At 62.7% G+C, this 17661-nt stretch carries 16 protein-coding genes and 1 pseudogene; 3 read left to right on the forward strand and 14 right to left on the reverse strand.

From position 1 onward, the window contains the following. Positions 1-136: 136 nt before the first annotated feature. From HCN58_RS21135 to HCN58_RS21170, 8 genes are all read right to left on the reverse strand, one after another. Positions 137-1879, reverse strand: a complete 1743-nt coding sequence (locus HCN58_RS21135) for an ABC transporter substrate-binding protein (protein WP_171581827.1) — start codon at positions 1877-1879, stop codon at positions 137-139. A 128-nt stretch (positions 1880-2007) separates the two neighbouring features. Then, the gene (locus HCN58_RS21140; RefSeq protein ID WP_171581330.1) at positions 2008-2334 is read right to left on the reverse strand and encodes a DUF2160 domain-containing protein; all 327 of its coding nucleotides are present in this window, start codon (positions 2332-2334) and stop codon (positions 2008-2010) included. 2 nt (positions 2335-2336) lie between these two features. Beyond that, entirely contained in the window at positions 2337-3143 is an 807-nt protein-coding gene (locus tag HCN58_RS21145) for a carbohydrate ABC transporter permease (RefSeq protein ID WP_171581331.1), read from the reverse strand. After that, a complete protein-coding gene (locus HCN58_RS21150) occupies positions 3143-4045 on the reverse strand; it encodes a carbohydrate ABC transporter permease (RefSeq protein ID WP_171581332.1) in 903 nt (300 codons plus the stop codon). Before HCN58_RS21150 ends, HCN58_RS21145 begins: the two co-directional genes overlap by 1 nt. Then, on the reverse strand, positions 4045-5130 hold the full coding sequence (locus HCN58_RS21155; RefSeq protein WP_171581333.1) for an ABC transporter ATP-binding protein: 1086 nt from the start codon (positions 5128-5130) through the stop codon (positions 4045-4047). Before HCN58_RS21155 ends, HCN58_RS21150 begins: the two co-directional genes overlap by 1 nt. A gap of 12 nt (positions 5131-5142) precedes the next feature. Further along, positions 5143-6282 carry an ABC transporter ATP-binding protein gene (locus HCN58_RS21160; protein WP_171581334.1) on the reverse strand — a complete coding sequence of 380 codons (1140 nt, stop codon included), beginning with the start codon at positions 6280-6282 and terminating at the stop codon, positions 5143-5145. Beyond that, on the reverse strand, positions 6279-7823 hold the full coding sequence (gene glpD / locus HCN58_RS21165; protein WP_171581335.1) for a glycerol-3-phosphate dehydrogenase: 1545 nt from the start codon (positions 7821-7823) through the stop codon (positions 6279-6281). Before glpD ends, HCN58_RS21160 begins: the two co-directional genes overlap by 4 nt. Positions 7824-8001: 178 nt before the next feature. After that, positions 8002-8385: a RidA family protein gene (locus HCN58_RS21170; protein ID WP_171581336.1), complete on the reverse strand. Its 384-nt coding sequence runs from the start codon at positions 8383-8385 to the stop codon at positions 8002-8004. A 126-nt stretch (positions 8386-8511) separates the two neighbouring features. On the opposite strand from HCN58_RS21170, the gene HCN58_RS36785 reads away from it, so the two are divergent. Further along, entirely contained in the window at positions 8512-9105 is a 594-nt protein-coding gene (locus HCN58_RS36785) for a LysR family transcriptional regulator (RefSeq protein ID WP_171581337.1), read from the forward strand. 8 nt (positions 9106-9113) lie between these two features. Here HCN58_RS36785 and HCN58_RS21180 read toward each other — a convergent pair whose 3' ends face one another. Next, entirely contained in the window at positions 9114-9944 is an 831-nt protein-coding gene (locus HCN58_RS21180) for a DeoR/GlpR family DNA-binding transcription regulator (protein WP_171581338.1), read from the reverse strand. Between the two features lie 230 nt (positions 9945-10174). On the opposite strand from HCN58_RS21180, the gene HCN58_RS21185 reads away from it, so the two are divergent. Then, positions 10175-10618, forward strand: coding sequence for a nuclear transport factor 2 family protein (locus tag HCN58_RS21185; protein ID WP_171581339.1), 444 nt, complete (start codon positions 10175-10177; stop codon positions 10616-10618). A 24-nt stretch (positions 10619-10642) separates the two neighbouring features. Here the strand turns inward: HCN58_RS21185 and HCN58_RS21190 are convergent, their stop codons facing one another. Then, a complete protein-coding gene (locus tag HCN58_RS21190) occupies positions 10643-10831 on the reverse strand; it encodes a hypothetical protein (RefSeq protein ID WP_171581340.1) in 189 nt (62 codons plus the stop codon). Positions 10832-10972: 141 nt separating this feature from the next. Between HCN58_RS21190 and HCN58_RS21195 the strand changes: the two are divergent. Beyond that, positions 10973-11272: pseudogene (locus tag HCN58_RS21195) on the forward strand (YMGG-like glycine zipper-containing protein); the annotation flags it as partial. Between the two features lie 138 nt (positions 11273-11410). Here HCN58_RS21195 and HCN58_RS21200 read toward each other — a convergent pair. Genes HCN58_RS21200 through HCN58_RS21215 form a run of 4 tightly spaced genes read right to left on the reverse strand, consistent with a single transcriptional unit; the run spans position 11411 to position 17485 of the window. After that, complete coding sequence (locus HCN58_RS21200) at positions 11411-11839, reverse strand: acyl-CoA thioesterase (RefSeq protein WP_171581342.1); 429 nt, start codon at positions 11837-11839, stop codon at positions 11411-11413. Beyond that, the gene (locus HCN58_RS21205; RefSeq protein ID WP_171581343.1) at positions 11836-13932 is read right to left on the reverse strand and encodes a 3-hydroxyacyl-CoA dehydrogenase NAD-binding domain-containing protein; all 2097 of its coding nucleotides are present in this window, start codon (positions 13930-13932) and stop codon (positions 11836-11838) included. Before HCN58_RS21205 ends, HCN58_RS21200 begins: the two co-directional genes overlap by 4 nt. Before the next feature lie 2 nt (positions 13933-13934). Next, positions 13935-15218 (reverse strand): acetyl-CoA C-acetyltransferase, encoded by a 1284-nt coding sequence (locus tag HCN58_RS21210; RefSeq protein WP_171581344.1) that lies wholly within the window; start codon positions 15216-15218, stop codon positions 13935-13937. After that, positions 15218-17485, reverse strand: coding sequence for an acyl-CoA dehydrogenase (locus HCN58_RS21215; protein ID WP_171581345.1), 2268 nt, complete (start codon positions 17483-17485; stop codon positions 15218-15220). The genes HCN58_RS21210 and HCN58_RS21215 overlap by 1 nt, the downstream gene beginning before the upstream one ends. Positions 17486-17661 lie beyond the last annotated feature (176 nt).

Consider the following 17661-nt stretch of genomic DNA (forward strand, 5'->3'; position numbering starts at 1 on the left):
CTCGTCGTTTGCGTTCCCCGGATGCGGCGCAGCGCGCAAGCAGTGCGCTGCTGTTCCGGGGTCCATCAGTGGCGTGGGTCCCGGCTCTGCGAAGCGGCGCCAAGCGCCGCATCGCGTCCGGGACACGGCAGTCTGCTTACTTCGCCTCCGCCCGCTTCGGGGGGGTGGCAGGCCACGACTTGATCAGCGCGTCATAGTCGACGGTCTCGCCCTTCGGCTTCTCGTTCGCCAGCTTGCGCTGCGGCGCGATGGTCTTGTCTTTCTCGGCCTTGGCGAACCAGAACTCGGCCGTCTCCTTCTTGTTCAGCTTCGGCCCGCAGGCGCCCTGCACGCCAGACTTCTCGAGACGCTCGAGCACCGAGTCCTGGGCTGCGGCCAGCGCATCCATCGCGGCTTGCGGCGTCTTTGCACCGGACGACGCATCGCCGATGTTCTGCCACCACAATTGCGCGAGCTTCGGATAATCAGGCACGTTGTTGCCGGTCGGGGTCCACTGCACGCGCGCGGGCGAGCGGTAGAACTCGATCAGCCCGCCGAGCTTCGGCGCGCGCTCGGTGAACGACTTGTCCCAGATGTCGGATTCACGCACGAAGGTGAGACCGACATGGCTCTTCTTCAAGCTCACCGTCTTGGAGTTGATGAACTGCAGATAGAGCCAGGCCGCCTTGCGGCGATCGGGCGGGGTCGACTTCAGAAGCGTGGCGGAGCCGGCGTCCTGGTAGCCGAGCTTCATGCCCTCTTTCCAGTACGAGCCGTGCGGCGACGGCGCCATGCGCCACTTGGGCGTGCCGTCCGCGTTCACGACCGGGATGCCGGGCTTCACCATGTCGGCGGTGAAGGCGGTGTACCAGAATATCTGCTGGGCGATGTTGCCCTGCGCCGGCACCGGACCTGCTTCGGAGAAGGTCATGCCTTGCGCCTGCGGCGGGGCATACTTCTTCATCCATTCAAGATACTTGGCGATCGAGTAGACCGCCGCCGGGCCGTTGGTGTCGCCGCCGCGCTCGACCGAGGAGCCGACCGGACGGCAGCCTTCCATGCGGATGCCCCATTCGTCGACCGGCAGGCCGTTCGGGATGCCCTTGTCGCCGTTGCCGGCCATCGACAGCCAGGCATCGGTGAACCGCCAGCCGAGCGAGGGATCCTTCTTGCCATAGTCCATGTGGCCATAGACCTTGACGCCGTTGATCTCCTTGATGTCGTTGGTGAAGAACTCGGCAATGTCCTCATAGGCCGACCAGTTCACGGGAACGCCGAGGTCGTAGCCATACTTGGCCTTGAACTTGGCCTTGTATTCCGGATTGGAGAACCAGTCGTAGCGGAACCAATAGAGGTTCGCGAACTGCTGGTCGGGAAGCTGATAGAGCTTGCCGTCCGGTCCCGTGGTGAAGGATTTGCCGATGAAATCGTTGACGTCGAGCTGCGGGTTGGTGACGTCCTTGCCCTCGCCGGTCATGTAGTCCGACAGGATCACGGTCTGGCCGTAGCGGAAGTGGGTGCCGATCAGGTCAGAGTCGTTGATCCAGCCGTCATAGACGTTCTTGCCGGACTGCATCTGGGTCTGCAGCTTTTCAACGACGTCGCCCTCCTGGATCAGGTCATGCTTGACCTTGATACCGGTGATCTCGGTGAAGGCTTTCGCCAGCGTCCGCGACTCATATTCGTGCGTCGTGATCGTTTCCGACACGACGTTGATTTCCATGCCCTTGAACGGCTCGGCCGCCTTGGCGAACCATTGCAGCTCCTTCATCTGCTCGTCCTTCGACAGTGTCGAGGGCTGGAATTCGCTGTCGATCCACCTTTGATTGACGGCGTCGTCCGCACGCGCAGGTGCGGCAATGGTCAGCGATGCGGCGATCAGCGCAGCCGCGCTGGTCATCGTCAGAAAACTCTGCTTGGTCAAGGGACCGTTTCTTCCTCTCAAGCGTCGCATGTTGGATCCTCCGGTTGCAGCGACAAACACATATTCAGGCCCGGGTTGATCCCGGATCTGCTCTTCTTCGCTCTTCAGACGGTGCGGAAAATCGCAACGGCCGAGACGAGCGAAATCAGGGTTGCGAGCCACAGGCTCGAAATCTCAACGCCCTCCCCGATCGGCAAAGTCGCGATCGGATCAGTGCCGACAGACGCGATCCACAGCAAATGGATGACGGCTGATAGCACCAGCGAAATGAACAGCCGGTCGCCGCGCGTGGTCGGAATGCGCAGGATGCCGACGCGCTCGGCTTCGGGATAGGCGACCCCCAGCCATGTCATCACCCCCAAAGTCAACGCCAGCATCACGAAGAAGATCGCGGTCGGCAGCGTCCAGGCCATCCATGCGATGTTTTCCATGGCTACACCCTGCCCAGCGCAAAACCGCGCGCGATGTAGTTGCGGACGAACCAGATCACGAGCGCACCGGGGATGATGGTGAGCACGCCGGCAGCCGCCAAGAGGCCCCAGTCCATGCCGGCGGCGGAGACCGTGCGCGTCATGATGGCGGAGATCGGTTTGGCGTTGACCGACGTCAGCGTCCGCGCCAGCAGCAATTCGACCCAGGAGAACATGAAGCAGAAGAACGCAGCGACGCCAATGCCGCTGGCGATCAGGGGCACCAGGATCTTGGCGAAGAAGCGCGGAAACGAATAGCCGTCGAGGAACGCGGTCTCGTCGATCTCGCGCGGCACGCCCGAGACGAAGCCCTCGAGGATCCAGACCGCCAGGGGTACGTTGAAGATGCAATGCGCCAGCGCGACCGCCCACGGCGTATCGAACAGGTTGATCGCCGAATAGAGGTTGAAAAACGGCAGCGCATAGACGGCGGCCGGCGCCATGCGGTTCGACAGCAGCCAGAAGAACAGATGCTTGTCACCGAGGAAGCGGTAGCGCGAGAAGCCGTAGGCGGCCGGCAACGCCACGCCAATCGAGATCACGGTATTGATCAGCACATAGGTCAGCGAATTGATGTAGCCGGAATACCAGCTCTCGTCGGTGAAGATGCGCTTGTAGTTTTCCAGCGTCGGCTGATGCGGCCACAACGTCATTGACGTAACGATTTCGCTGTTGGTTTTGAAGCTCATGTTGACGAGCCAGTAGATCGGCAACAGCAGGAAGATCAAAAACAGCGAGATGATGAGGCGGCGGCCGGGAATCGAATGCATCAGGCGCCTCCCTGCTTGGCGGGACGCTCGGTCCCTACGTTGGTCATCACGGTGTAGAACACCCAGCAGACGATCAGGATGATCAAATTGTAGACCAGCGAAAGTGCTGCGGCCTTGCCGAGGTCGAACTGTCCGAGCGCGATCTTGACCAGTTCGATCGAAACGAAGGTTGTTGAGTTGCCGGGTCCGCCGCCGGTCACCACAAACGGCTCGGTGTAGATCATGAAGCTGTCCATGAAGCGCAGCAGCACCGCGATCAAGAGCACGCGGTTCATCTTCGGCAATTGGATCGCCTTGAACACCGCCCAGCGCGAGGCGCCGTCGATCTGCGCCGCCTGGTAATAAGCGTCCGGAATCGACTTCAATCCGGCATAGCAAAGCAGCGCCACGAGGCTGGTCCAGTGCCAGACGTCCATCACGATGACGGTGGCCCAGGCATCGAACTCGTTGGAGACGTAGTTGTAATCGAAGCCGAGGCTGTTCAGCGTATACCCGAGCAGGCCGATATCGGGACGGCCGAATATCTGCCAGATGGTGCCGACCACGTTCCATGGAATGAGCAGCGGCAGTGCCAGAATGACGAGGCATACGGCAACCGTCCAGCCTTCACGCGGCATCGACAGCGCCACCACGATGCCGAGCGGCACCTCGATCGCCAGGATGATGGCGGAGAACAGCAGGTTGCGGCCGAGCGAGGCGAGGAAGCGTCCGCCGAGATCGGTCGAGGGATCGAGCAGCTCCTTGAACCAGCCGACGCCGTTCCAGAAGAACTGGTTGTTGCCGAACGTGTCCTGCATCGAATAGTTCACAACCGTCATCAACGGCAGGATCGCGGAGAACGCGACCACCGCGAATACCGGCAGCACCAGGAACCAGGCTTTTTGGTTGACGGTCTTGTCCATCAAGCAACCCCCTCGACCAGACGGCTGTCGGCATAGACGTGAACATGCGCGGGATCGAACACGAGCCCGACCCTGTTGTCGGGCACGGAGAATCCCGGCGGCACGCGCGCGGCAAACTTGGCGTCGCCGATGCGAACCCGAGCGAAGCGGGCGCGACCGAGATCGTCGATCCGCTCGATCGCGGCCGATAGCAGGCCTGAGGCGGGAGCCGCGATGTTGACGAATTCGGGACGCACGCCGATCTCGATCTTCGCGCCTGCCGGCAGCACGCCGTAATTGCGGTGAAGGCCGATGATATGGCCGTCGATCCGCGCCTCATGCCCGCTGACCACGGCCGGCACGATATTCATGCCCGGCGAGCCGATGAAATAGCCGACGAACGTATGCGCGGGCTTGTCGAACAGTTCGGCCGGCGTGCCGCTCTGCACCACGCGGCCATCATGCATGACGACGACGGTATCGGCAAATGTCAGCGCCTCGGTCTGGTCATGGGTGACGTAGATCATCGTGAGATCGAGCTCGCGGTGCAGCGCCTTGAGCTTCGAGCGTAGCTGCCATTTCAATTCGGGATCGATCACCGTCAACGGCTCGTCGAACAGAACAGCGGCAACGTCGGAGCGGACGAGGCCGCGGCCCAGCGAAATCTTCTGCTTGGCGTCCGCGGTCAAGCGCGTCGCCTTGCGGTCGAGATAGAACGTGAGATCGAGGAGATCGGCGATCTGCCTCACCCGCGCCTCGACCTCGGCCTTCGGCACGCCACGATTCCTGAGCGGGAATGCGAGGTTCTGCCCGACCGTCATCGTGTCGTAGATCACCGGAAACTGGAACACCTGCGCGATATTGCGCTTCTGGGTTGACAACAGCGTGATATCGGTGCCGTCGAACAGGATTTTTCCGCGCGACGGCGTGACGATGCCGGAGATCAGGTTGAGCAGCGTGGTCTTGCCGCAGCCGGACGGGCCGAGCAGCGCGTAGGCCCCGCCCTGCCGCCAGGTCATGGTCACCGGCTTCAACGCAAAGGACTCGGGCGCAGCGTCATTGCCGCTGTAGGAGTGCGCGAGATCGACGAGGTCAATGCGGGCCATGTCGCATCTCCCTCACATGCTCTTAGCTTTTGACGCGCTTTGTTCAAGCGAAACGCTACGCATTTCGCTTGAAAACGCGATGGCAGGCGCTGCGACCAGGCGATCGGCGGCGTCGAACACGAAGACATTGTCGGGATCGAGCACGGCATTGAGCGTCTGGCCGGGCTCATATTCATGCACGCCCGGCAGCACCGCAACCCAGTTGGAAGCGTCGCGGTTGAGATGCACGAAACTTTCCGAGCCGGTGATCTCGGTCACGGTGACCGTGGCGTGGAACGCGTGGCGACCGGCGACGCCGTTCGCCACTTCGAGCTGATGGGCGCGGAAGCCGACGCGATACGGGCCATCGGGCAATTCTGTATAGAGCCCGCTGGCCGGCGCCTGGATGCCACCGGCATATTGCACCGAACCATTCTTCTTCTCGATGCCGACGATGTTGAGTGGCGGATCGGAAAACACCTGCGCCACCCGCAGCGTATCGGGGCGGCGATAGACTTGCGATGTATTGCCGGCCTGCAGCACCTCGCCTTCCCACATGCACACCGTGTTGCCGCCGAGCAGCAGGGCTTCCGAGGGTTCGGTCGTCGCATAGACGAAAATCGCGCCCGACGCCTCGAAGATGCGCGGCAATTCGGCGCGCAACTCCTCGCGCAGCTTGTAATCGAGGTTGGCGAGCGGTTCGTCGAGCAGCACCAGATCGGCACCCTTGACCAGCGCGCGCGCGATCGCGGTGCGCTGCTGCTGGCCGCCGGACAACTGCAGCGGCGTTCGCTTCAGATAAGGCTCGAGCCGAAGAAGTTTCGCGGCTTCCTGCACACGCCGATCAATCTCCTCGCGCGGCCTGCCCTGCACCCGCAGGGGCGAAGCGATATTTTCATAGACCGTCAACGAGGGATAATTGATGAACTGCTGATAGACCATCGCGACCGAGCGCTGCCGCACGTCGGCGCCGGTGACGTCCTTGCCCTCGACCAGCACGCGGCCAGTCGCAGGTTTGTCGAGACCGGCGAGCAACCGCATGATCGAGGTCTTGCCGGACAGCGTCGGTCCGAGCAGCACGCTCAGCGTGCCGCGCTCGAGCGTCAGCGAGACATCGCGAATGGTCGCCATGCCGTCGACGGTTCGCGTGACATGTTCGAGCGTAACACTCATGGCCGCCCTCCCGCTTCACGCAAAGGACGTTCGCCGGGGGCGCTGTTGGCTTTGATCCACTGGTCGAGTGCGGCAATTTCGTCTGCCAACAGCCGCAATCCGAGCTTGGACCTGCGCCACACTACGTCCTCGGCGGTCAAGGCCCATTCATTCGACATCAGGTACCGGACTTCGCTTTCGGTCAAGGTGGCGCCGAATGGCTGGCCGAGATCGGCAAGGGATTTGGCGTTGCCGAGCAATTTTGCAGCACGCGTGCCATAGGCATGCGCCAGCCGGTTGGCATGCGCTGGGCTGAGGAACGGATATTTCCGCGCCAGCTCCGCCGTCAGCGCAGCGACCGCCGAGACATCCATGTCGCCGCCCGGGAGCGGCGCCTTGCCGGTCCAGCCTTCTTTAGCTTTGTCGCTGCGCAAGTAGGGCGCGAGCCGTTCCAGCGCTTCTTCCGCCAGGCGCCGATAAGTCGTGATCTTGCCGCCATAGATCGACAGCAGCGGCGCGCCGCCGGGCGTATCGAGCTCGAACACGTAATCGCGGGTCGCAGCCTTGGCTTCGCTGGCGCCGTCGTCATAGAGCGGCCGCACACCGGAATAGGTCCATACGACGTCGGTGGGTAGCACCGGCTTCTTCAGGTATTCGCTGGCGGAGGCGCAGAGATACTGGATCTCTTCGGGGCTGGCCTTCACCTTGGCCGGGTCACCATCATAGTCGCGATCGGTGGTGCCGATCAGCGTAAAGTCGTCCTGGTAGGGAATGACGAAGATGATGCGGCCGTCGGCATTCTGGAACATATAGGCGCGGTCGTGCTCATAGAGCTTGCGCACCACGATGTGGGAGCCCTGCACCAGCCGCACCTTTGCGCGCGCGTTAACGCCTGAGCCCGACGACAGCACCTGTTCGACCCAGGGGCCGCCGGCATTGACCAGCGCACGCGCCTGGATGGTGGTGCGCTCGCCGCTGATGGCGTTCTCGACGGTGACCTGCCAGATGCCGTCCACCTGCCTGATCTCGACAGCGCGCGAACGGGTGCGGATTTCAGCGCCGCGATCGGCGGCGTCGCGCGCCGTGAGCACGACGAGACGCGCGTCATCGACGAAGCAGTCGGAATACTCGAAGCCTTCTCTGTAGCGGTTGGCGATCAAGGGTTTGCCCACCTCGTCATGGACGAGATCGACCGAGCGCGTCGGCGGCAGGAGATGACGGCCGCCGATGTGGTCGTACAGGAACAACCCTAACCTGAGCAGCCAGGCCGGCCGCAAACCGGAGTGGTGCGGCAAAACGAACCGCAGCGGTCTGATGATGTGGGGCGCGATCTGCCAAAGGATTTCGCGCTCGATCAGCGCCTCGCGGACCAGGCGGAACTCGTAATATTCGAGATATCGCAGCCCGCCGTGCACGAGCTTGGTCGACCACGACGACGTTCCACTCGCCAAATCATTCATTTCACAAAGGAAAACGGAATTACCTCGGCCCGCCGCATCGCGCGCGATGCCGCAGCCATTGATGCCGCCTCCGATAATGGCGAGGTCGAAAACCCGATCCAACAAACGCTTCCCCGGCGATCGCCTCTTCACTTCGGCGATTTTGCTTTCGGATGAGAGTTAATCACAAAGAAAAACGAAAGCAAGTTGAAAGCGGGGAACCCGGTCTCCTACTTTGAGGGTAAATTCAGACTTGGCAGCGGGGTCCGCGCTACGGGCGCAGACCGCGCTGCATTCGGTATCAATCCGCGGCCACGGCCTCGATTTCGAGAAGCCACTCCTCGTCGAAGATTCCAGCGATAACCACCGTCAGCGCGGTTTCCCGTCCGCCAAGTACCTCGTTTCGCACGGAGCGATTGAGAAGAGCGTACTGCCGGTCGGCAAGGTAGGTCCGGTGCATGACCAGATTGTCGAGGGTCATGCCGGCTGCCTTAAGCTGAGCCTCGACGTTTCGCCAGGCGAGCCTGCACTGCGCTTCAAAGCCATCAGGCACCGTGCCATCGACGCCGAGCGGGATCTGGCCACTTACAAAAAGCAGACGCGTGTGACCGCTGACTTCAAGCGCCTGGCTGTAGCCCGTCGTCGGCACGGTTACTGTTTCGGCATTGATGCGTCGGATGTGCATTAGGTTTCTCCTCTCCTCGAACGTCACCTCGTGCACCGCTGCACTCGTCGCGCACAAACCATTTTTCCTAGACAGTTGAATTAGATTTTCTAATCTGCGCGCCTAACGCCCATGGATGGAATCCTAGTGAGTTACAGATTGCCTCCCCTCAACGGGCTGCGCGCCTTCGAGGCTGCCGGTCGCCATCTCAGCTTCAAACTGGCTGCGCAGGAGCTTTCGGTAACGCCGGGCGCCGTCAGCCAACAGATCAAGCATCTGGAGCAGGTCTTGGGAGTTCCGCTGTTTCAGCGCATGCCCCGCGGCCTCACCCTCACCGGCCACGGCGAGGCAATGCTGCCCACCATCAGCGATGCCTTCGAGCGCATGTCGACCGCTGCGGATGCTGTTGCGCGCAAATTGCCGACAAAGGCGTTGAGGCTTGGTGTTTCTCCGAACTTGACTGTCGACCCGCATGGCCTGTTGGCGAAACTTGCGAACACAGAACAAGCACCGGACTATGTTCTGATAACCTCGACTGACGACGTTGCGAGTCTATTAAGTGGCGCGCTGGATGCGATTCTGCGTCCGGGACCGGGCCCTTACCCGGGAATGCATGCGGAGGCGCTAAATCTGCACCACGCATTCTCACCCCATGCGCAGGCTTTTCTTGTCGTTTGGCCTGGCCTCGCCAAGTGTCGGGAGTTTCTGAAAACGAGATCGCTGCTCGGGTCACTCGGATGAATCGCGAGCTACTTCAGCCGCACCACGGTCGAAGCCGGTTCGCCACCGGGATCGTCGATATCCGCCGCCGGCTTCTCCATCGCCTCGACGACCTCGATGCCGCGGTGGTGGCAGATGTTCGCTAATCCCGCCGGCAGCGGCGCATCGGTCACAAAGGTTTGGATCTGACTCAGATGGGCGATGCGCACCGGCGCGCTGCGGCGGAGTTTTGTCGAGTCCGCGACCAGCATGACGCTGCGCGCATTGGCAATGATCGCCTGCGCGGCCTGCACCTCGCGATAATCGAAGTCCAGGAGCGCGCCCTCCTCGTCGATCGCGGAGGCGCCGATGATGGCGTAGTCGACCTTGAACTGGCCGATCAGGCTGATCGCGGTCGAGCCGATCACGGCCCCGTCGGCACGGCGCACCGCGCCGCCCGCCACGATCACCTCGATGCGCGGATGCCGGTACAAGAGCATCGCGACGTTGAGGTTGTTGGTGATGACCAACAAATCCTCGTGCGAGGTCAGCGCGCTCGCGACTTCTTCTGTCGTGGTGCCGATGTTGATGAATAGCGAGCAGCCGTTCGGAATCCGCGACGCCGCGGCGACACCGATCGCCCGCTTCTCTTCCGCCGCCACGAAGCGCCGCGCCTCGTAGGCAAGGTTCTCGACGCCGGAAGCGATGATGGCGCCGCCATGGATGCGCGTCAGCGAGCGCTGATCGCAGAGGTCGTTGAGGTCCTTTCGGATGGTCTGCGCCGAAACTTCGAAACGCTTGGCGAGATCTTCCACCATCACCCGGCCAAAGGCGCGGGCGATGTTGAGGATTTCGGTCTGGCGATGGGACAATCCGGCCATGGCTGGCACCCTTCATATAGACCTGGGGCACAAAGTTGCCGTTATGGTGCGGCTGATTGGGGCCGCGGTCAACGAGGGAGATTTGCCGCAAAGGCGCTCGGCTGGGCGAAACAACGAATCCTGGTTAAGGCGACCGGGCCCGAAGCCATGCGAGCCGCACCATGCGCGCTCGACAAAGCAATTTGTGGCTGCAACACTGTGATCACAACCAGAAACGAATGGAGGAAACCATGAAGATCGATCGTCGGCCGCTCGCCTTGTCCGTACTTGCACTGGGGCTCATGAGCGTCGTCCCCGCCTTTGCCGGTGCCGATGAAGATGCCATCGCGAAGAACGTCGAGGCCTTCCGTGCGGCGCAGGCGGCTGGCAATGCCGAGGGGATCGCCCCACTCTGCGCGGAAGAGCTGAGCTACAGCCACTCGAATGCCAAAATCGACACCAAGGCGTCGCTTCTCGACGGCATCGCCAAGGCCAACTACAAATGGTCGTCGCTTGAATACAAGGATCCCACGATCCGTGTCGTCGGCCCGACGGCCATCGTGCGCTTCAACTTCGTCGGCGAGCAGGAGTTCACTGACGGCAAGAAGACGCCGCAGAATCTGCACATCCTGATGAACTGGCAGAAACAGGGCAACGACTGGAAGCTGCTGTCGCGGTCGGCCACCAAGCTCTGACCGCCGGACGACTGGCGCTGGCGGTTATGCCGCCAGCGCCATCCCGCTGGCGAGGCGGCGCGCGGCACGCTCGGCCTCGCGCGCATTACGAAATATCTGCCCTTCCAGCCGGTTGAAACGGTGCGAGGCGGCGAAGAACCGATAGCCGCCGGGAGCGCGCACGATAATCCCCGCCGGCTGCGAGCCGACTTCGATGATGTAGGTGTCCGACATGGCCCAGCCTCAGATTTATTCCGGGCCTACAACGGGTTACATCTGTATTTGTTCCTGCTTCCACCATTGCGCCGCGGGGCTGAGCTGTGCCAAAGCTGGTCCCGGAACAAAGCGAATCGCCCAAATGGCCGGAGAACCGACATGATGCCGAAATTCGCGCTCTCGATGCTCGTTGCCCTTGCGGCTTGTGTACCGCTCCAGGAGGCGGCGGCGCAGGAAAGCACGCTCGGCGGCGCGCTGTTCGGCGGCGCTGCGGGCGCTATTGTCGGCGGCGCGCTCGGCGGCGGCCGGGGCGCGGCGGTCGGTGCGATCGTGGGCGCCACGACGGGAGCCGCGATCGGCGCCCAGGGCGAGCCGCGGCCCGGCGGCTATCGCTGGTATCAGGGCGGTTGCTACATGGAGCAGCCCGACGGCTGGGTCGCGGTTTCGCCGCGCTATTGCGGCGTTCAGGCGCAATATGCTCCTCCGCCGCCTCGGTATTACGACGACACGCCACGGTGCATGCGCTCGCCGACCTACGACCCGCGCCGCGGCACCTTCATCGGCCGCGACGGCTACGAGCGTCCCTGCCCGTAACAGTCAGGTCTTGATTACGCCGTCCGGGCTGACCGGCTGCGGACGGCCATTTTCGTCGATCGCGACATAAGTGAAGTTGCCGTCCGTCACCAGGATCTGTTGCAACTCCTTGCGGCGCACGACCCAGGCTTCGAGATGCACCGTGATCGAGGTGCGCCCGACCCGCACCAGATTGGCGTAGACCGAAACGAGGTCGCCGACATAGACCGCCTTGCGGAAATTCATCGCCTCGATCGCGACCGTCACGGTGCGTGACTTCGCGATCTTGGAGGCGAACACGCCGCCGCCGATATCCATCTGGCTCAAGAGCCAGCCGCCGAAGATGTCGCCATTGGCGTTGGTGTCGGCCGGCATTGCCAACGTGCGAATGCAGAGATCGCCGTGCGTCTCGGTCTCGGTCGAGATCGGCGCGTGCACATGGGGTTCGTTCACTTGAAGCTCTCCCAGCCGGCGTCGGGCGTGAATCTGCCGCCGAATTTTTCCGTGAGCGCCCGCAGCGTCGAGACGATGTTTTCCACACCGCGGGTTCGCGCATAATGCAACGGACCGCCGCGGAATGGCGCATAGCCCGTGCCGAAGATGACGGCACCGTCGACCACGTCGGCATTGTCGACGATACCTTCGCGCAAGCAGGCGACGCAGACATTCGACATCGGCAGGATTAGCCTGTCGATCATTTCCGCCGACGGTTCCGAGGTTGCGGGCAGGCCGGATGAGGTGTCGGCCTTGCCGCCCTTCCAGGTGTACAAGCCCTTGCCGGTCTTGCGGCCGAGCTCGCCCCTGGCGACCTTGTCGCGCAACCAGGCCGGCGTCGGCGGAAGCGCGTCGCCGAATTTCGAGCGCAGCATGTCGCCGACATCGAGACAGATATCGAGGCCGACCTGGTCGGCAAGTTCGATCGGACCCATCGGCATGCCGAATTTTTTCGCGGCGGCGTCGATCACCGTCTTGTCGATCTTCTCGTCCAGCATCAGCATCGCTTCCAGCATGTAGGGCGTCAGCGCACGATTGACGAGGAAGCCGGGCGAGGATTTCACAGGCAGCGGCAGGCGGTCGATGGCGCCGACGAAGGCGAGCGCTTCTTTCAGAAGTTGCGCATCCGTGCCGTCATGGCTGACGACCTCGACCAGTTGCAGCCGCGAGACCGGATTGAAGAAGTGCAGCCCCAATAGCCGCTCGGGTTTTTGCAGCGTGGTACGCAGGTCCTGCAGCGGAATGCTCGACGTGTTGGTGGCGAGGATCGCGCCCGGCTTCATTTTCGGTTCGATCCCGGCATAGACCTTCTGCTTCAGCTCCAGCTTTTCCGGCACCGCCTCGATGATGAGATCGGCGTTACGGACGCCCTCGGCCTGCATGTCCGGCATCAGCCGGTCCAGGGCATCGCGCACGGCAGTCCGCTTGCGCAGGATCTTGCCATAGAGTTCGGCGGCGCGCTTGATCGCGCTTGCGATCGGCTCCGGCTTCATATCGGCGAGCGTCACCCGCAAATCCTGGCCGGCACACCAGGCGGCGATGTCGCCCCCCATGGCACCGGCACCGATGACGTGAACGTGCTCGATCTTGTTGCCGGATCCCGCGAGCTTCTTCATCTGCTCGCGCAGGAAGAACACGCGGATCAGGTTCTGCGCGGTCGACGTCACCATCAATCTGGCGAAAGACGCTTTCTCCGCGTTCAGCATCGCCCGCCGGTCGCCGCCATGCTTTTCCCAGAGATCGATCAGCGCATAGGGCGCGGGATAGTGCTCCTCTCGCGCGGCCTTCGCGGCCTCACTGCGCATCCGCCCGGCGAGGAAGCCCCGCGCAAAGCCGAGGCTGAGCAGATTATTCAGCAGCCCGGGCCGCGCGCGCTTCAAGCGGCCGGACACCGCATCCTTCACCGCATTGCGCACATGCCGCTCCTGCGTCACAACGTCGACCAGCCCAAGCGATTTTGCCCTGCGCGCATCGATGGTCTTGCCCGTCAGCATCAGCGGCATCGCCTGCATCGGATTGACGAGCTGCGTGAAACGTACGGTACCGCCGAGGCCGGGGTGCAGTCCGAGCATCCCCTCGGGGAAGCCGAACCGCGCGTCCTCGATCGCGATCCGCATCAGGCAGGCCAACGCCACTTCGAGACCGCCGCCGAGGCAGAAGCCGTGGACCACGGCCACGCTCGGAATCCGTAACGCTTCGAGCCGGTCGATCACCGCATGCGCACGGCCGATCTCGGCCTCGACGGCGGCTACATCGGTGGCGGCGCGAAAGGCATTGACATCGGCACCGGCGATGAAGCCGGTTTTTTTAGCGGAACGGATGACGAGGCCTGTGGGTCGTTGAGCTTCCAGTTCCGCCAGCACCTTATCGAGCTCCTCGATCAGATCGGCGGATAGCGTATTAGCGCTGGTGCCTTCGCGATCGAACAACAGCCAGGCGACGCCGTCGCCATCGCGGGTCAACCTCAAATCCTTGTACGGGCCATCGGCATCCGGCTTCGGCCCGAGTTCGAGCACGCGATCGCCGAGAACGTTCATGATCTGGCTATCCATGCTCACACCGTCTCTATCAGCATCGCACCGCCCTGCCCGCCGCCGATACATTCGGTGGCGATACCGCGCCTGGTACCCAATCGCTTCATGGCATTGACCAAATGCAGCACGATACGGTTACCGCTGCAGCCCACGGGATGACCAAGGCTGATCGCGCCACCATCGACGTTCAACCTGGTCTGGTCGAGTTCACCGGCCGCGCCATCGAGGCCGAGAATCTCCTTGCAGAACTTTTCGTCATTCCAGGCGGCGAGACAGCCCAGCACCTGCGTCGCGAAGGCTTCGTTCAATTCCCAGGTCTCGATGTCACCGAGCGTCAGCTCGTTGCGCTTCAACAATTCGGTCGCCGACAGCACCGGACCCAGGCCCATAATGCCGGGATCGAGCGCCGACCACTGGCTGTCGAGAATGGCCGCCTTCGGCGTCAACCCGTGCTTGGCGACGGCCTCTTCGGACGCGAGGATTACCCAGGACGCGCCATCGGTGATCTGTGAGGAATTGCCGGCGGTGACCTTGCCCCAGGGACGCTCGAATACCGGCTTCAGCTTCGCCAAGCTCTCCGGCGTCGAGTCCGGCCGCACGCCATCGTCATGATCGTAGAATTTGCCGTCGCGCGCGAATGCGGTCTCAACTTCGTCTTTGAGCCAACCCTGCGATTGCGCCTTGGCGAGCCGCTTGTGGCTTTCGGCAGCATAAGCGTCGGACTGCGCGCGGGTGATGCCGAAGAGATGCCCGACCACCTCGGCGGTCTGGCCCATATTGAGTTCGGTGATGGGATCGGTGAGGCCGCGCTCCAGCCCGATGATGGGCTTGAAATAGCTCGGCTTGACCTTGAGCGCCGCCATGACTCTTGCGCCGATGCCCTTGGCGCCGGCAAGCCCTGCAAACCAGCGCACGCCCTGTTGCGGCCATACCAGGGGCGCATGGCTCAGTGCTTCTGCGCCGCCGGCGAGGATCAGGTCGGAGAGGCCCTCGCGGATGTACCGGTAACCCGTGTCGATCGACTGCATGCCGGAGCCGCAATTGATCTGCACGGTGAAGGCGACCATCTTCTCGCCCATGCCGAGCCGAAGCGCCGCGACGCGGGCCGGATTCATCTCGTCGGCGATCACGTTGACGCAGCCGAGGATGACCTGATCGAACGCCGATGGCGCAAAGGGTTGTCGCGCCAGCAGCGGCCGGCCGCATTGAACGGCAAGATCGACCGGCGTAAACGGGCCCGGACCGGAGCGCGCTTTCAGGAACGGCGTCCGGCTGCCGTCGACGATAAAGACCGGTCGTGCCATCAGCTTGCCGCCCTCTCCTTACCCAGTTCCTGGAAGAACTGATGCACGTCGGCGTCCTTCCTGTAAATTGGCGACAACGTCTCAGGGGCGAAATCATCGACCTCAATCACCTTGGCAACGGCTTCATGTGCAGCGTGCAGCTTCTCGCCCTGGGCCTGGGTGATGACCCCCTTCTTCACCGCTTCCTTCCAGTCATGCAGGCGCGCGGCGCGCATCTGCTTTGCAACGTCGTCCGCAGCAGTCACCAGCCGGAACGCCTTCTCCAGCCGCGCAATGCCGCCATCATCATCGACTGCTGACAGATCAGGGGTGAGTCGATCGCGCGCCGCCGACGGCTCCAGCACGAGCTGCGCGCATTGATGCACTACACGGTCGGACGGGCCAATTACCTTGGCGCCAAACGGCTGGATCAGGAATTTCAGAATCACCGCGACAAACCGGTTCGGCAGGTTGGCCAGGATTTCGGCAAAGCGGCTTTTGATAGTGCGGAAGCCCGTAGCCATGCACCACTCGAGCGCGGCGAAATCCTCTCTTTGCCGCCCCTCGTCCTGCCAGCGTTTCAGCACAGCCGACAACAGATAGAGCTCGGAGAGAATATCGCCGAACCGGGCCGAGAGCATTTCCTTGCGCTTGAGCGCGCCGCCCAGCGTCAGCAGCGCCATGTCGGCGCACAGCGCAAACGCCGACGAGTAGCGCGAGAGCTGGCGATAGAATCGCGTCGCCTCGCCGGCATCGGGCGCGGGCGCAAACAGACCGCCGCTCCAGCTCCGGCCCCAGGCGCGGAACATGGTCTTGAAGCTGTGGCCCACATGATTCCAGAACGCCTTGTCGAAGGCTTCCAAGCCCTTGGCGCGGTCGACCTCACCCAGCGCGTTCATTTCATCGAGCAAGAATGGATGCGCGCGTATCGCGCCTTGGCCAAACACGATGAGATTTCGCGTGAGGATGTTGGCGCCCTCGACGGTGATGCCGACCGGCACCGCGCGATAGAGGCTGCCCATGTAATTCTTCGGTCCGTCGATCACGGCCTTGCCGCCATGGATGTCCATGGCATCGTCGATCACGGTCCGCATCCGCTCGGTGGCGTGCAGCTTCATGATGCCGGAGATGACGGCGGGATGGTGCCCCTGATTGAGCGCCGCACAGGTCAGCCGCCGCGCGGCATCGAGCAGATAGGCAGTGCCTGCGATACGGGCGAGCGGCTCCTCGATGCCTTCGAACTTGCCGATGGAGATACCGAACTGCTCGCGGATTCGGGCATAGGCGCCGGTGGTGCGCGCCGCATAAGCAGCCCCCGCGGCCGACAATGACGGCAGCGAAATGCCGCGGCCGGCGGCCAGCGCCGTCATCAGCATCTTCCAACCCTGGCCCAACCGCTCCTGCCCGCCGATGATGTAGTCCATCGGAATGAACACATCGCGACCCCAGTTCGGACCGTTTTGGAACACCTGCATCGCCGGCAGATGGCGACGGCCGATCTCGACACCGGGCAAATGAGTCGGGATCAGGGCGACGGTAATGCCGAGTTCTTCCTGCTGACCCACGAGATGGTTGGGATCATAGGCCTTGAAGGCCAGGCCGAGTAGGGTCGCAACGGGACCGAGCGTGATGTAACGCTTGTGCCAGTTCAGCCTCAAGCCCAGCACTTCACGCCCCTCGAAATTGCTCCTGCAGATGACGCCAGTGTCAACCATCGAGGCCGCGTCCGAGCCGGCTTCGGGGCTGGTCAGGCCAAAGCAGGGAATGTCGGCGCCTTCGGCGAGCCGCGGCAGCCATCTATCCTGCTGCTCCTTGGTACCGAAGCGCATCAGGAGTTCGCCGGGCCCGAGCGAGTTCGGCACCATCACGGTGACGGCGGCGGTGAGCGAGCGCGAGGAAATCTTTCGCACCACTTCCGAATGGGCATAGGGCGAGAAACCAAGCCCGCCAAACTCCTTCGGAATGATCATACCGAAGAATTTGTAGCGCTTGATGAAGGACCACGCTTCCGGCGGCAGGTCGCGCCATTCCCAATTGATCTTCCACTCGTCGAGCATGGCGCAAAGCTCGTCGACGGGGCCGTTGAGAAAGGCCTTTTCTTCTTCAGTCAGCGTCGCCGGGGCTACCGCCAGCAATTTCGACCAGTCGGGATTGCCGGTGAAGAGGTCGGCGTCCCACCAGACGTCGCCCGCTTCTAGCGCTTCGCGCTCGGTATCGGACATCGCTGGCATTGCGCTACGCGCGAAAGCGAAGATCGGCTTGCTGATCAAATCGCGGCGGAAGCTCATGGCGACCTCCTCATGATCGGAGCGCGACGTCTCGCCTCACCTGTACCAAACATGGGTTCATCCTAGCTGAAAAGCACGGGTTTCGGCGACGCTTCGCATCGGGAATGAAGCGAAATTGATAAACTTGGAGATAACGGCGGAGGCCCGGGCCCGTTCCAAAATGCGTGCATTGTCCG

It is taken from the genome of Bradyrhizobium australiense (assembly GCF_013114825.1).
GTDB classification, from domain to species: domain Bacteria; phylum Pseudomonadota; class Alphaproteobacteria; order Rhizobiales; family Xanthobacteraceae; genus Bradyrhizobium; species Bradyrhizobium australiense.

What these genes read in the sequence shown, in the direction of transcription:
- HCN58_RS21140 (WP_171581330.1), bottom strand. Translation starts at nt 2,334, where the DNA reads ATGGAAAACATCGCATGGATGGCCTGGACGCTGCCGACCGCGATCTTC.
- HCN58_RS21145 (WP_171581331.1), bottom strand. Translation starts at nt 3,143, where the DNA reads ATGCATTCGATTCCCGGCCGCCGCCTCATCATCTCGCTGTTTTTGATC.
- HCN58_RS21210 (WP_171581344.1), bottom strand. Translation starts at nt 15,218, where the DNA reads ATGGCACGACCGGTCTTTATCGTCGACGGCAGCCGGACGCCGTTCCTG.
- HCN58_RS21155 (WP_171581333.1), bottom strand. Translation starts at nt 5,130, where the DNA reads ATGGCCCGCATTGACCTCGTCGATCTCGCGCACTCCTACAGCGGCAAT.
- HCN58_RS21135 (WP_171581827.1), bottom strand. Translation starts at nt 1,879, where the DNA reads ATGACCAGCGCGGCTGCGCTGATCGCCGCATCGCTGACCATTGCCGCA.
- HCN58_RS21205 (WP_171581343.1), bottom strand. Translation starts at nt 13,932, where the DNA reads ATGGATAGCCAGATCATGAACGTTCTCGGCGATCGCGTGCTCGAACTC.
- HCN58_RS21150 (WP_171581332.1), bottom strand. Translation starts at nt 4,045, where the DNA reads ATGGACAAGACCGTCAACCAAAAAGCCTGGTTCCTGGTGCTGCCGGTA.
- HCN58_RS21190 (WP_171581340.1), bottom strand. Translation starts at nt 10,831, where the DNA reads ATGTCGGACACCTACATCATCGAAGTCGGCTCGCAGCCGGCGGGGATT.
- HCN58_RS21185 (WP_171581339.1), top strand. Translation starts at nt 10,175, where the DNA reads ATGAAGATCGATCGTCGGCCGCTCGCCTTGTCCGTACTTGCACTGGGG.
- HCN58_RS21215 (WP_171581345.1), bottom strand. Translation starts at nt 17,485, where the DNA reads ATGAGCTTCCGCCGCGATTTGATCAGCAAGCCGATCTTCGCTTTCGCG.
- HCN58_RS21170 (WP_171581336.1), bottom strand. Translation starts at nt 8,385, where the DNA reads ATGCACATCCGACGCATCAATGCCGAAACAGTAACCGTGCCGACGACG.
- HCN58_RS21180 (WP_171581338.1), bottom strand. Translation starts at nt 9,944, where the DNA reads ATGGCCGGATTGTCCCATCGCCAGACCGAAATCCTCAACATCGCCCGC.
- HCN58_RS21160 (WP_171581334.1), bottom strand. Translation starts at nt 6,282, where the DNA reads ATGAGTGTTACGCTCGAACATGTCACGCGAACCGTCGACGGCATGGCG.